Source organism: Billgrantia tianxiuensis, assembly GCF_009834345.1.
GTDB lineage: Bacteria > Pseudomonadota > Gammaproteobacteria > Pseudomonadales > Halomonadaceae > Halomonas > Halomonas tianxiuensis.
Window position 1 is genome coordinate 3353710 of the sequence record NZ_CP035042.1, and the last position, 13481, is coordinate 3367190.

14 protein-coding genes and 1 tRNA gene are annotated in these 13481 nt (G+C 61.4%); 8 read left to right on the plus strand and 7 right to left on the minus strand.

The features are described from left to right. Nucleotides 1-71: 71 nt before the first annotated feature. Nucleotides 72-602, minus strand: a complete 531-nt coding sequence (locus tag EKK97_RS15665; RefSeq protein ID WP_159553248.1) for a YqaE/Pmp3 family membrane protein — start codon at nucleotides 600-602, stop codon at nucleotides 72-74. A gap of 226 nt (nucleotides 603-828) precedes the next feature. Here EKK97_RS15665 and EKK97_RS15670 point away from each other — a divergent pair, with 226 nt between their 5' ends. The 6 genes from EKK97_RS15670 (at nucleotide 829) to putP (ending at nucleotide 7908) form a co-directional block, all read left to right on the plus strand. Beyond that, entirely contained in the window at nucleotides 829-1236 is a 408-nt protein-coding gene (locus tag EKK97_RS15670) for a CBS domain-containing protein (protein ID WP_159553250.1), read from the plus strand. Between the two features lie 392 nt (nucleotides 1237-1628). Then, nucleotides 1629-1702: transfer RNA gene (locus EKK97_RS15675), tRNA-Gly, on the plus strand. 66 nt (nucleotides 1703-1768) lie between these two features. Beyond that, a complete protein-coding gene (locus EKK97_RS15680) occupies nucleotides 1769-2149 on the plus strand; it encodes a hypothetical protein (protein WP_159553264.1) in 381 nt (126 codons plus the stop codon). A 54-nt stretch (nucleotides 2150-2203) separates the two neighbouring features. Beyond that, a complete protein-coding gene (locus tag EKK97_RS15685; protein WP_159553266.1) occupies nucleotides 2204-3016 on the plus strand; it encodes an AraC family transcriptional regulator in 813 nt (270 codons plus the stop codon). Between the two features lie 179 nt (nucleotides 3017-3195). Next, complete coding sequence (putA, locus tag EKK97_RS15690; protein ID WP_159553268.1) at nucleotides 3196-6387, plus strand: bifunctional proline dehydrogenase/L-glutamate gamma-semialdehyde dehydrogenase PutA; 3192 nt, start codon at nucleotides 3196-3198, stop codon at nucleotides 6385-6387. A 42-nt stretch (nucleotides 6388-6429) separates the two neighbouring features. After that, complete coding sequence (gene putP / locus EKK97_RS15695) at nucleotides 6430-7908, plus strand: sodium/proline symporter PutP (protein WP_159553270.1); 1479 nt, start codon at nucleotides 6430-6432, stop codon at nucleotides 7906-7908. 59 nt (nucleotides 7909-7967) lie between these two features. Here putP and EKK97_RS15700 read toward each other — a convergent pair whose 3' ends face one another. Continuing rightward, nucleotides 7968-8264, minus strand: coding sequence for a hypothetical protein (locus EKK97_RS15700; protein WP_159553272.1), 297 nt, complete (start codon nucleotides 8262-8264; stop codon nucleotides 7968-7970). A 270-nt stretch (nucleotides 8265-8534) separates the two neighbouring features. Between EKK97_RS15700 and EKK97_RS15705 the strand changes: the two genes are divergently transcribed. Beyond that, nucleotides 8535-9128: an OmpW/AlkL family protein gene (locus EKK97_RS15705; protein ID WP_159553274.1), complete on the plus strand. Its 594-nt coding sequence runs from the start codon at nucleotides 8535-8537 to the stop codon at nucleotides 9126-9128. Between the two features lie 227 nt (nucleotides 9129-9355). Further along, the gene (locus tag EKK97_RS15710; RefSeq protein WP_159553276.1) at nucleotides 9356-9988 is read left to right on the plus strand and encodes an OmpW/AlkL family protein; all 633 of its coding nucleotides are present in this window, start codon (nucleotides 9356-9358) and stop codon (nucleotides 9986-9988) included. Nucleotides 9989-10065: 77 nt separating this feature from the next. Here EKK97_RS15710 and EKK97_RS15715 read toward each other — a convergent pair whose 3' ends face one another. The 5 genes from EKK97_RS15715 to EKK97_RS15735 form a co-directional block, all read right to left on the minus strand. Beyond that, a complete protein-coding gene (locus EKK97_RS15715) occupies nucleotides 10066-10566 on the minus strand; it encodes a gamma-glutamylcyclotransferase family protein (RefSeq protein WP_159553278.1) in 501 nt (166 codons plus the stop codon). A gap of 54 nt (nucleotides 10567-10620) precedes the next feature. Beyond that, entirely contained in the window at nucleotides 10621-10953 is a 333-nt protein-coding gene (locus EKK97_RS15720) for a YqcC family protein (RefSeq protein WP_159553280.1), read from the minus strand. Between the two features lie 67 nt (nucleotides 10954-11020). Further along, nucleotides 11021-11767: an amino acid ABC transporter ATP-binding protein gene (locus EKK97_RS15725; RefSeq protein WP_159553282.1), complete on the minus strand. Its 747-nt coding sequence runs from the start codon at nucleotides 11765-11767 to the stop codon at nucleotides 11021-11023. Further along, nucleotides 11764-12438 carry an amino acid ABC transporter permease gene (locus EKK97_RS15730; RefSeq protein WP_159553284.1) on the minus strand — a complete coding sequence of 225 codons (675 nt, stop codon included), beginning with the start codon at nucleotides 12436-12438 and terminating at the stop codon, nucleotides 11764-11766. Before EKK97_RS15730 ends, EKK97_RS15725 begins: the two co-directional genes overlap by 4 nt. Nucleotides 12439-12455: 17 nt before the next feature. Then, nucleotides 12456-13214: an amino acid ABC transporter substrate-binding protein gene (locus tag EKK97_RS15735; RefSeq protein WP_159553286.1), complete on the minus strand. Its 759-nt coding sequence runs from the start codon at nucleotides 13212-13214 to the stop codon at nucleotides 12456-12458. Nucleotides 13215-13481: the final 267 nt, after the last annotated feature.

Sequence of the window (13481 nt, forward strand, 5' to 3'; positions counted from 1 at the left end):
GGACGGCAATGAAGAGATACGATGATGCCCACCAGGACCAGAGCGAGCATCCAGGCAGGTTAAGGAGTCAGTTAAGCCCCGCGCCGCAACCACCACCAGGCATAGAGGCAACCCGGCAGCCAGCCCAGCAACGTGAGTAGCAGGCAGATGGCGATACGCCCGGCACCGCCCCGCGATAGACCGACGGCCAAGGGTGGCAGCAACAGGGCCAGCGCCATCAAGGAGAAACGCAGCGTCAGCGAATCTTGCCGGCCCAGAGATGACATGGACGGTGGAACCTGCCGGACTGAGGCCATTTTTTCATGGGTTTTCGGCGGTACGTACTCCCGCACCACGGGCTCGGCCTCACTCACCCCCTCCGCCTCTTCCTTGGCTTGGCGATGGGCTTCGTGATCGATCTTCTGCTCGATGGTGTCGGCGCCTTCGGCCAACTTATCGTGATAGCGCTCCCAATCTTCCCAGTCGTGGGGCGTTCCCGCACGCGGCTGGTGGCCGCCCGCCTGGCGCGCACGCTCCCAGGCCTTCTCCTCCAGGGTGTTGGGGCGCTCCTCATCGCGACTGCCATCGAGCCCCTTTCTTGCCAGGTATTCGCGCGCATCCATGACCCACCTCCCCTTGGGCATCAGGTTCGCCTAGCCTGCCTACAAGCTAGTCCACACTCCTGACTTGTTGGAGCCACACGGCCATGATCATGTTCCGCCATCGTTGTTAGCCCTCGGCCTCCGGCTCAGAGCGTTGGCAAGGTGTTGAAGACTTCCCTTATATCCGAGTCGGCTCGACTATGCTGAAAGTGTCCCGCCAAGAGCGACCGAAACAAGGAGATGCGCCATGCTCAACAGGGCCCCTACCGTCGTTCGCGATATCATGTCCCGGGATTGCTACCGGGTCACCGGCAACACCTCGATCACCACACTGGCCCAAGGCCTCGCCCTGCATCGTTTGCCTGGCGTGCCGGTCGTCGACGAGCATGACAATCTCATCGGTTTCATCTCGGAACAGGACGTACTGGGCAAGCTGTTACAGAGTGCCTATCTCAATGACGAAGCACCGCTGGTCAAGGAGCTGATGCGCAACGAGGTCCTGTCCGTTTCGCCAACCAAGAGCATTACCGATCTGGCGCAGGAGATGCTGGGACAGAAACCCAAGGTCTACCCGGTAACCGAGCAAGGACGTCTATGCGGCATCGTGACCCGTCGCGACGTTCTGACCGCAATTCTGCGCATGCGTCATAGCTGAGTCCATCATCGCCCGGCCGAAGCGCTGGGCATCCAAGCCAAGCCGTATCAGCCAGCGTGCTCGACCCGCCCGGCCGCCCCCGGGCGGGCCGGCTCTGCATGCGTCGTACCTGACGAAAAAAAAACCGCCCATGGGGTCATGGGCGGCAAGATCGAAACTGCGAGCCAGAGCAACAGTGTTAGCGACTGCCATCGCGCTGTTGCCTGTATCAGATATGACAGCAGCAAGCAAAAAAGTTCGCCACTGTTCGTTAATTTTTTTATCTCGCGCTACCCCGCCTTTGCCACACGCCATGCAAGATCGGTAAAACAATCACTTAACGAGAGAGGAACGAGAAAGGCACACAACGGCTTGCAAAGCCCAAACCCTTGGTTTTACTATCGAATCCGCCTGCGGGTGTAGCTCAATGGTAGAGCAGAAGCTTCCCAAGCTTAAGACGAGGGTTCGATTCCCTTCACCCGCTCCAACTCCCGCTGCGGGCTGACACCCCCTGGTGCCTCCCGCCAGCCTTCTCCGCCAGCGTGGCTCACTCATGGCACTCTTCTTGCTCATCTTCGCCGTTTGCCTGTTCGTCATCGGCGGCATGGTGCTGATCCTGCTGTTCTCGCGCACGCCGCGCTATCGCACCGAGCCGGAGCAGCTGCTGGCACTGTTCGACAAGGCCCTTGAGAACAAGGTTGGAGAGACGGAGTGGAACATCGTGATGAACTACCCCATTCGCCACGACGACTACCTCGAAGGAGTGCGGCGCCGGGCCCAGCGCCTGATGCAGGAGCATGGCCGTCCCTGGCAGCTCGCCCAAGGCAAGCCCCTGCTCGACAAGACCGGTCGCGATGAACTGACTGCGCTGCGCCATCACCTGGCGTCTCACCAGCGCCTGAGAGAGCAACAGCGCAACCAGCCCAAGCGTTGACCAGGCGTCGAGTGTGGTAAGCTTCAATGCGATAGCCACAGGCGGGAGACCCCCATGTCCAGCGTCATACGCCAGATTCCTCTCGACACCGCCACCCAGCATCATGCCCATGACTTTCACCAGATCGTCATCGGCCTGCAGGGCCGTGCGGAGTTCGAGATCGAAGGCCTCGGCGGCGCGATTTCCGCCTTCTCCGGCTGCATCGTGCCCGCCAACCACGTGCACTATTACGTTGGCCAGGGTGAAAACCGCCAGTTGATCCTCGACCTGCCCGCCGATGCCCCCTCGCTCACCGGCTACCACCACGAGCTGTCGCGCCTCTTCGATGCCCCGCGCTTCTTCGCCCTGGACAGCCCTCTCAAGCATTACCTCGAGTTTCTGCTGCTCGAACAGGCCAACGACAAGGGGGGCCTGAGCGCCGCACAGAGCGACCGCCTGGCCGCCACCTTTCTCGGCTGCCTGCATGCCAGGCTCGGTGGAACGGCTTCCCATTCCAGCGTGCACCGCCTGGACCTGGCCAAACTCGACCGCTTCATCGACCGGCACTTGGCCTCACCGATCTCCGTGGCCGACCTGGCCGCCCAGGCGTGTCTCAGCGAGGCTCACTTCCGCAACCGTTTTCGCGAGCAGACAGGGCTTTCTCCGTGGCAATACGTACGCCGACGGCGACTGGAAGCGGCACGTCGGCTGCTCGAGGAGAGCCGTATGCCGCTGTCGCAGATCGCCGTGAATACCGGCTTTGCCCATCAGAGCGCCTTGACGCATGCGTTTCGCAGCACGTTCGGCTGTCCGCCAAGCCAACTCCGGCGCGCCGTTTTGGAGCGCTCTGCCCTCGAAGTCACAAACCGTCTACGACATACGACTTAAGTCTAAATTTCAATGGCTCTGCGGTAATCTGCCGCGAAATTCATAAATCCTTCCCGGTTTTTGGCAAGCAGCCTCCTCCAACCAGCCCTACAGTCAAGGAAGACACACCCATGTTCGGGCAGAACGCCACGCACATGGCGTTTTGCCGTTCTGGAACGGGTGGATACCCGGGGACTCCTATGCTCAATGCCGAAACCATGCTGAATGCTGCTACCTGGCAGCAGGATCTCGATAGCCTGTTCTCGCGTATCAGCGAACACTACGTGGTGGACGAAGAAATCTTCGTCAAGGAGCTGGTCAACGTACTCAGCGCCGATACCGAGGATTTCCGGCGCATTGCGGGCAAGACCGCCGAGCTGGTCCGCGAGGTGCGCGAAATGGACACCGCAGTCGATACGATCGATCAGTTGCTGCAGCAATACAGCCTCGACACCCACGAAGGGCTGATGCTGATGTGCCTGGCCGAAGCCATGCTGCGTATTCCCGACACGGCCACGGCCGACGCCCTGATCGAGGACAAGCTCGGCCCCGCCGACTGGAAGGCCCATGTCGGACAGAGCGACTCCTGGCTGGTCAATGCCTCCACCTGGGGGCTACTGATGACCGGACACGTGGTCACCCTCGACAAGCCGCGCGACGGCAAGCCTTCAGGCTTCATCAACCGCCTGGTCAATCGTATGGGCGAGCCGGTGATCCGCCGCGCCATGTACGAGGCGATGAAGATCATGGGCAAGCAGTTCGTGCTCGGCCGCGACATCGATGAGGCCTTGAAGCGCTCCCGTCCGCTGTTCGACAAGGGCTACACCTACTCCTACGACATGCTGGGCGAAGCGGCGCGCACACGGGCCGACGCCAAGCGCTACTTCGACGACTATGCAAAGGCCATCCAGCGGGTCGGCCTGACCAGCACCAAACTCTCCGAACGCACCCCGGCGCCTTCCGTCTCAATCAAGCTCTCGGCACTGCACCCGCGCTACGAATTCGGTCGTCGCGAGCAGATTCTGCGCGAACTGGTGGGCAGCGTACGCGAGCTGGTGAGCATGGCCCGTGAGCGTAACGTGGCGCTGACCATCGACGCCGAGGAAGTGGATCGCCTGGAGCTGTCGCTGGAAGTATTCCGCGCCGTCTACGAGAGCGACGCCTGCAGGGGCTGGGGCCACTTCGGCCTGGTGGTCCAGGCCTACTCCAAACGCGCCCTGCCGGTGCTGCACTATCTCAACCGTCTGGCCGAACGTCAGGGCGACGAAATTCCCGTACGCCTGGTCAAGGGCGCCTACTGGGACAGCGAGATCAAGGAGTCGCAGCAGCTCGGCGTCGAGGGTTATCCGGTCTACACCCGCAAGGCCTGCACCGACGTGGCCTATCTGGTCTGCGCCCGCTTCCTGCTTTCCGACCAAACCCGCGGTCGCATCTTCCCGCAGTTTGCCACCCATAACGCCCATACCATCAGCACCATCCTCGAAATGGCCGACGAAGCCACTCGTCCCTTCGAGTTCCAGCGCCTGCACGGCATGGGCGAGGCGCTTTACGATGCGGCACTCAAGCGTGCCCCCAAGGGTACCTATTGCCGGATCTATGCGCCGGTGGGTGCGCACAAGGACCTGCTGCCCTACTTGGTACGCCGGCTGTTGGAAAACGGCGCCAACTCCTCGTTCGTGCACCAGTTGGTCGACCCCAAGGTGCCGGTGGAAACGCTGTGCGTGCATCCGGTGGAAACGCTGGGCCAGTACCGCACCTTCTCCAACCCGCGGATTCCTCTGCCCAAGGACATCTACGGCGAAAAACGACGCAACTCAAGGGGAGTCAACCTCAACGTGCGCAGCCATTACGAACCGCTGATGAAGGCCATGTCGGGCTTCATGGAACGCAGCTACGAAGTCGGGCCCCTGCTGGCCTTTGATGTGGAACGCGACCCGGCCAACGTGCACGAGGTTTTCAGTCCCTATGACCGCCGTCAGCGAGTCGGCAGCGTGCAGTGGACCAGCCGCGACCAGGCCGCTCGCGCAGTGGATGCCGCCTGGGCCGCATTCCCGCGCTGGGAGGCTACCCCGGTAGCCGAGCGTGCCGCCATCATTCGTCGCCTGGGCGACCTGATGGAAGAGAACCTGGCCGAACTGATGACGCTGTGCTCCCGCGAGGGCGGCAAGCTGCTCACCGATGGCGTCGATGAGATCCGTGAGGCGGTGGATTTCTGCCGTTACTACGCCATGCGCGCCGAGGAGCAGTTCGGCGAGCCGCTCGAGCTGCCCGGTCCTACCGGTGAATCGAACCGTCTGATGCTAAGCGGCAAGGGGGTGTTCGCCGCGATCAGCCCATGGAACTTCCCGGTGGCGATCTTCTGCGGCCAGATGGTGGCGGCAGCCGTGGCCGGCAATAGCGTACTGGCCAAGCCCGCCGAGCAGACCTCCATCGTCGCTCATCGCGTGGTCGAGCTGCTCTACGAAGCCGGCATGCCACGCGACGTGGTGCAGCTGCTGCCGGGCGACGGCCCCACCGTGGGCAGCGTACTCACCTCCGACCCGCGCATCACCGGCGTCGCCTTTACCGGCGGTACCGATACCGCTCAGATCATCAATCGCGCCCTGGCGGCCCGCGAAAACGCCCCGCTGCCGGCCCTGGTCGCCGAGACTGGTGGCATGAACGCGCTGATCGTCGACTCCACCGCCCTGCCGGAGCAGGTCGTGGCCGACGTGGTCCAGTCCGCCTACCAGAGTGCCGGCCAGCGCTGCAGCGCGCTGCGCGTGCTCTACCTGCAGGACGACGTGGCCGACCGGGTCATCGAAATCCTGCGTGGCGCCATGGACGAGCTGCACGTCGGCGACCCCCGCGACCTGGGTACCGACGTAGGGCCGGTGATCGATGAGGATGCACGCAAGAATCTGCTGGCACACATCGAGAAACTCAAGGGCGAAGGCCGCTTGCTGGCCGAAACCCGCCTGGATCCGGCCCATACCGCTCATGGCACCTTCGTGCCGCCGGTCGCCTTCAGCATCGATACCATCGATGCTCTGGAGCGGGAACAGTTTGGCCCGGTGCTGCACGTGGTGCGCTACAAGGCCAGCGAGATCGAGAAGGTGCTCGAGTCGATCAACGCCAAGGGTTACGGGCTGACTTTCGGCGTACATAGCCGCAATGAATCCTTCGCACAGCTCGTCGCGCAGAAGATTCGCGTTGGCAATGTATACATAAACCGGAATATCATCGGCGCCGTCGTGGGTGTGCAGCCGTTTGGCGGGCAAGGTCTTTCCGGTACCGGCCCCAAGGCGGGCGGACCGCACTATCTGCTGCGTTTCGCCACGGAGAAGACCGTGACCGTCAATACCGCCGCGCTGGGCGGTAACGCGTCACTGCTTGCGCTGGGAGACGAGTGACCGCACTCGTCATTGACCACAACAACATTTGAAGGAACCCCTATGGTTCAGAATAACATGGCTGTCGGTTTCACCTTCGTGGTGTACCTCTTGTTGATGCTCGGCATCGGTATCGTCGCCTACAAGCGCACGACCAACCTTTCCGACTACATCCTGGGTGGCCGTTCATTGGGTCCCTGGACCTCGGCTATCTCCGCCGGAGCCTCGGACATGTCGGGCTGGCTGCTGCTTGGCCTGCCCGGTGCCGCCTATGTCAGCGGTATCTCCGCCAGTTGGATCGCTGTGGGCCTGCTGATCGGCACCTGGCTCAACTGGCTGATCGTGGCGCGCCGCCTGCGCCTGTACAGTTTCAAGGTCAGCGACGCCCTGACCCTGCCCGAGTACTTCGCCAATCGCTTCCGTGACAACTCGCAGCTGTTACGGGTCATCTCGGCGGTGTTCATCCTGATGTTCTTCCTCTTCTACACCAGCTCCGGTCTGGTCGCCGGCGGCCGGCTGTTCGAGACGGTGTTCGGCTACGATTACACCGTCGCGGTCACCATCGGTACCATCGCGGTGATCTCCTACACCTTCTTCGGTGGTTTCCTGGCGGTTTCCTGGACCGACCTGATCCAGGGCCTGATGATGGCAGCGGCACTCGCCATCGTGCCGATCATCGCCTTTGGCGACCTGGGCGGCACCGCCGGTGCCGGCGCCGCGCTTGCCGACGAGAGTGCCTACATGCTGGCCTGGTTCCGTGATGCCTCGACGGGCGAAGCGCTGACCTTCATCGGCATCGTCAGCTCATTGGCCTGGGGCCTTGGCTATTTCGGCCAGCCGCACATCCTGGCTCGCTTTGCCGCTATCCGCAGCGATCGCGACATTCCTACCGCGCGCCGCATTGCGGTCACCTGGACCGCCATCGCCCTGATCAGCTCAGTGGCCGTGGGCCTGCTCGGAGTGGGCTTCGTGCAGCGCGACCTGGCCGACGGTGAGACAGTGTTCATGGTGATGGTCAACCTGATCTTCCACCCGGTGATTGCCGGCATCCTGCTTGCCGCCATCCTGGCCGCAATCATGTCCACTGCCGATTCGCAGCTGCTGGTCTCATCCTCGGCGCTGACCGATGACTTCTACAAGGCGATCTTCCGCAAGGATGCCAGCCAGACCGAGCTGGTGTGGGTGGGGCGCCTGGCCGTCATCGCCATTGCCGTCCTTGCCTACCTGCTGGCGCTCAATCCCGATGCCACCGTGCTCGACCTGGTCGCCTACGCCTGGGCCGGCTTCGGTGCGGCCTTCGGCCCCGCGCTGATCATGTCGCTCTACTGGCGTCGCATGAACAAGTGGGGCGCACTGGCCGGCATCGTGGTAGGCGGCGTCACCGTGGTGGTCTGGGCCGAGCTGTCCGGCGGCATCTTCGATCTCTACGAGATCGTACCTGGCGTCATCCTGGCCTATATCGCCATCGTAGTGGCGAGCCTGGCCACCGAGGAGCCGGATCTTCGCGTTACCGCCGACTTCGATACCTTCGAGGAAGCGTAATCGGCCAACACTATCACGCAACGAGAAAGCCGCCCATGGGCGGCTTTCTCGTTTTTCACTCATGCCAACCAGAAAGCACGTATCACTACAATTACGGCAAAGGAGCCCAGCACCGCCCAGCTCCATGGCGGGTTGGTGGCACGCCGCAGCCAATGACGGCGGAACCCCAGCCCCAGCGGCTGCATGAAGGCCGCTCCCAGCGCCCAAACGCCCAGCCCGATGGCTGGCATGCGCAGGAACATCGGCAGCCCACTGAGCAGCTCGGGACGAATCAGCAGCCACAGCGCCAATGCAGCGGCCACCAGCATGGCGGCCAGCGTCAGCCACATCGGACGATCATGAACCTCTGTCCGCATCTTGCCCTCTCCTCTCAACACCTACCCAAGGCTTAGCCCTTGGTCGTTCCTTGCGCCATGCTGCATCACAACAATAGTTGTACAGCAAAATGCACGTTATTTGTCATATTCATGGCTTTGAAATTAGGTGATCACGCGATTGGGTCAATCAATCAGCGCTATATCGACGATAACAAAATTAAACAGGACTTTTAGAAACAGTGTTCGTATAGTAGTCAACGTCCAATGCTGCCGGGAACCTCCGGCGTTAGAAACCAGGGGGACGCTATTATGAAACCGATTCGTCTGATTCCTGTGGTTGCTCTTGCGGCCAGCACTCTCTTCGCCAGCCAGGCAGCTCTGGCCTATGGCGCCGGCGATGCTTTCGTACGTGGCGGCTTCGCCAAGTCCGACACTCGTTCCGACAATGGTATCGCCGACGGTATCAGTAGTGGTGAGACCGGCTTCACATACGGTGCCGGCTACTTGTTCCACGACAAGGTGGGTATCGAGCTGAATGGCTCCGAGAAAATCGAGCATGACGTGACGCTCGGCGGCGAGACAGGATCCATCGACCGCATGCCGGTCAACCTGTTGGTGAACTACTACCCGCTCGGCGGACTGGATTCCAAGGTGCAGCCGTATGTCGGCGCGGGCCTCAACTACACCCGCTTCTCTGGCGAGCCGGAAGGCATCGACGCACGCCGCTCCTATGGCGCCGTGGGTCAGGTCGGGATCGATCTGGCGATTACCGACAACTTCATGCTCAACGGCTTTGCCAACTATGCCGACGTCGATTCCCGTATTTCTGCCGACGGCGAGCGCATCGGCACCGCCAAAGTCGATCCAATGACTATCGGCGGTGGCGTCACCTTCCGCTTCTAAGCTTGACGAAGCCATGTCGCATCGAAACGCCGGGCCATGCCCGGCGTTTTTCATTGTGCAGCCTTTCCAGCTCAGCTCTCCAAGCCATAAGAAATATTTTAAATGCCTTTTTAGTTGCCGGAACAACTATTGTCGTGGGTCAATATTCCGCCGCCAAGCTCTGAGTAGACTGACTTCGTTTTGATGGCAGCCCAGGCTGCTCCTTTGCCAACGACAGGAGTCGACTCATGCGCAATCAAGCCCTTCCCACCCTACTCACTGCCGGCATTGCGGCCACCGCCCTCTTGGCCAGCAGCCAGGCGCTCGCCTACAACCAAGGCGACTTCATCACCCGCGTGGGCGTCGCCCATGTCGACCCCAAGAGCGATAATGGCAGCCTGGCAAATGGCGCCATTGACGTCGACGTACGCAGCGATACCAACCTGGGCTTTACCCTGGGCTACCTGTTCCACGACAAGCTCGGTGTCGAGCTGCTGGCAGCGCTGCCGTTCAAGCACGATATTCGACTGAACGGTGATGAGGTCGCTTCCACCAAGCACTTACCACCGACCCTGACCTTGCAGTACTACCCGCTGGGTGGTACCGGCGCCCAAGTTCAGCCCTATGCCGGCGTTGGCCTCAACTACACCCACTTCTTCAGTGAAAAGCTCGACATCGAAGGGGCCGATCTGGACCTCGACAGTTCCTGGGGCCTGGCTGGCCAGTTGGGGCTCGATGTGCGCCTAGACGACAACTGGGGCGTCAACGCCGCGGCCTGGTACATCGACATCGATACCGACGCCAGCCTGAATGGCACTGACATAGGCAAGGTCAACATCGATCCCTGGGTGTTCATGGCCGGCATCAGCTACCGTTTCTGAGCGGCCTTCTGAACACCGCGAGGCCCGCCACTGGCGGGCCTCGCGGTGTTTACGGCATTGACGGAGCAGCGCTGGCATCAGCGCGGAGAGTGGCGCGACAAGCCGAGCAGGGAGAGGATGCGATCCTCGAGACCATGGATGGCCTCGACCCGAGCCAGTTGCCGATGATAGTCGGTGCTGAGAAACGGCTCCCCGGCCAGCAGGTGATCGAGATATTCCCGCGCTGGCTTGAGGGATGGCGCCGTGGTGCCGGGTGCAGCAATGTAGACCCAGGCTTCGATCTCCCCTTCTGCAGTAGCGATCGGCAGGCGACGCCGCTCGTACTCGTGCGGATACCCCTCGAAGGGATCCATTCGCTCGATCTGGGCGGGCTCGAGCAGCTCGAACAGAGCACCTTCCACCCTCTCTCCCGCTGTCGGCACCACGTTGGCATGGGCGATCCCGGCCACCCGCGACGCCTTGTCGAAGCGCAGCACATGGTCGTGCAGCACGCCCGCCAGAGCACGGCGTGTCGCACCGATGCGCGCCTCGACCCTGGCAATATTCATGTTGCTGCCGTAGGCAAAATAGAACGGCATCGGTTTTCGTCTTCTCTGGTCTGGTCTGGTCTGGTCTGGTCTGGTCTGGTCTGGTCAGTTATCAGTGATCAGGCGGTCGATCTCTTCCACCGCCTTGCACAGCAACAATCGATCCGTGGCTCGTGCCCCCTGCTGGGCCAGATAGATATCGACCACAGGCGCCACATCGCACTTCTCGGGCATCGGCGCCTCCGCCTCGATCAGCGCATCGAGACGAACGATGAACACGAAGCGCAGCCACTGAGGCAAGGCCATGGTATCGATGCAGAACGGTTGCTGGCTCTCATAGGCCGCCGGCTCCGGCGCACTCATTTGCCACATGTTAGTAGCCTTCATGGTGGCCTCGAGACGGCGCAGGGCTACATCGAGTTCCTCGTGTACGGTCATGACATCTCCTGTTGGACATGTCATTCATTATCGCACAACTCGCCCGCCCTCCCCATGCGAAGCCTGCTCATGCGAGCTGGCCGGCCAGGATCTTGCGCAAGAAGTCCCGCGTACGCGGGTCCTGAGGAGCATTGAACAGCTGCGAAGGCGGCCCCTGCTCGACGATACGCCCACCCTCCATGAACACCACGCGATCCGCCACGTCCCTGGCAAACCCCATCTCATGAGTCACCACCAACATGGTCTGGCGCTCACGGGCCAGCTGCTTCATCAGCGCGAGCACCTCTTCGACCCACTCCGGATCGAGAGAGGAGGTCGGCTCATCGAACAGGATCACCTCGGCCTGCGCTGCCATGGCGCGCCCGATACCGACCCGCTGTTGTTGACCACCGGAGAGCGAAGCCGGATAGGCGTCCGCCTTGTCGGCCAGGCCGATGCGTTGCAGGATCTCCCGGGCGCGAGCATGCGCCTTGTCCTTTGGCCAGCGGTTGACCACGATCAGGCCTTCGGCAATGTTCTCGAGCGCGGTCTTGTTGGCAAACAGCGCGTAGTTCTGGAACACGAACGCCGTGCGGCGCCTCGCCGCCAGTATCTCGGCCCGGCTGGCCCGGGTGACGTCGACGTCCAGATCGCCGATGACCAGGCGACCGGCATCCGGTCGTTCGAGGAAGTTGAGGCAGCGCAGCAGGGTCGACTTGCCGGTCCCCGAAGGGCCGATCACGACGATGATCTCGCCCTGTTCGATTTCCAGGTCGATGCCATCGAGCACGGTTGCGTTGCCGAATCGCTTGACGAGATGGCTGATTTTGATCATCTGCGATAAGCCCTGTTGAGTCGTGTCTCCAGCCATCTCTGGAACCAGGCCAACAGCTCGACGATGATCCAGTACATGACTGCCACGGTGATGAAGGCCTCGAAGTAGAGAAAGCTGCCGGCCGCCTCTTTCTGCGTTGCCCCCATCAGTTCCGTAACGCCTAGGGTAAAGGCCAGGGAAGTCGCCTTGATCATGTCGATGAAGTAGTTCATCAGCGTGGGCACGGCCACGCGAGTGGCCTGGGGCAACACGATGCGACGCATCAGCTGCCCGTTGGTCATGCCTATCGACAGGGCAGCTTCGGTCTGGCTGCGATCGACCCCTACGATGGCAGCACGTATCGATTCCGCCATGTAAGCCGAAAAGTGAAGTGTCAGCCCCATGATGGTGGCGGTGATACCGTTGATGTGCGTCAGGAAGGCCAGTAGTTGAGGCAGGCCGTAGTAGAACAGGAACAGCTGCACCAACAGCGGCGTACCGCGAAAAAAGGAGATGAACAGCAGCGTCGCTGCGTTCAGCCCCGGAATCTTCAAGACGCGAATGACCGCGAGAGCGCAGGAGAGTACCAGGGCAAACGCCATTCCTGCCGCCGCCATCTGCAGCGTCAGCGGCAAATAGCGCAGCAGGATGGGGATCAGCCCCAGCATGTAATCGAGATCGAGAACACGCATGACAGGCGCTCAGTGAATCACGGACGCGTGATGTCGGTACCGAACCAGCGCTCCGAGATGGATGCCAGGGTCCCGTTTTCACGCAAGGTGGCAAGCGCCTCATCGACTCGATCGCGCAGGGCACGATCCGCTTCGGTGTCGCGGAACGGCAGTGCGTTGCGAATACTCGAGAAGGGTTCACCGGCGAGCTGCAGCGGCAGCGACCGCTCCTGGATCACCTGGCTGGCGCTGACACGATCCATGACGAAGGCATCGACACGCCCCAGGGCGGTATCCTGCTCGATATTGCTGTCGTAGGTGCGGATATCGATCTCGTCGGCATAGGGCAGCTCGCGCAGCAGCTGTTCGTAGTTCGAGCCGAGGTTGACGGCAACCCGCTTGCCTTTCAGGTCCTCTACGCCTTCAATCTCCTCGTTGCCTGCCCTGACGACCACTTGCGCACCGTCATAGACGTAGGGTTCGGTGAAGAGGTACTTCACCTCGCGCTCTTCGGTAATGGTGATCTGGTTGGCAATGGTGTCGATGCGCCCCGATTCGAGCATGCCGAACAGTCCCGAAAAATTGGCGGTCACGAAATCCACCTCGAGGCCCAGCTCTTCGCCAACCGCCTGCATGACCTCTACTTCGAAGCCCTTGAGCGTGTCCCGCTCGACGAAGGTGAAAGGAAAATAGCTGCCCGACATGCCCACCCTGAGCACGTCATCTTGGGCCTGAGCGCTTCCCGCGATAGCAAGAGCGCCGGAAAGAACCGCTGCAACAAGAACACGCGACGACATGGTCGACCTCCATAAATATCGATTCGTAATAGATACCGCTACTGTTATTCCACTTTAACAAAAGCGGGAGCGAATGGCTCCCACCTCTACCATTGAATTGATGCATGACTGCCATAGCGTAGCCGGGCAGTTGAAGGTCATGCACAGATTTGCTGCAAGAGGCTGTGGATAAGCTTTGGAAACCCGCTCCGGTAGCAGAGAATACGGGGCTTCGCCAGGCATGCTCATTTCTTAACCAGATTGCGACGATCCGCGCCGACGGGTGGC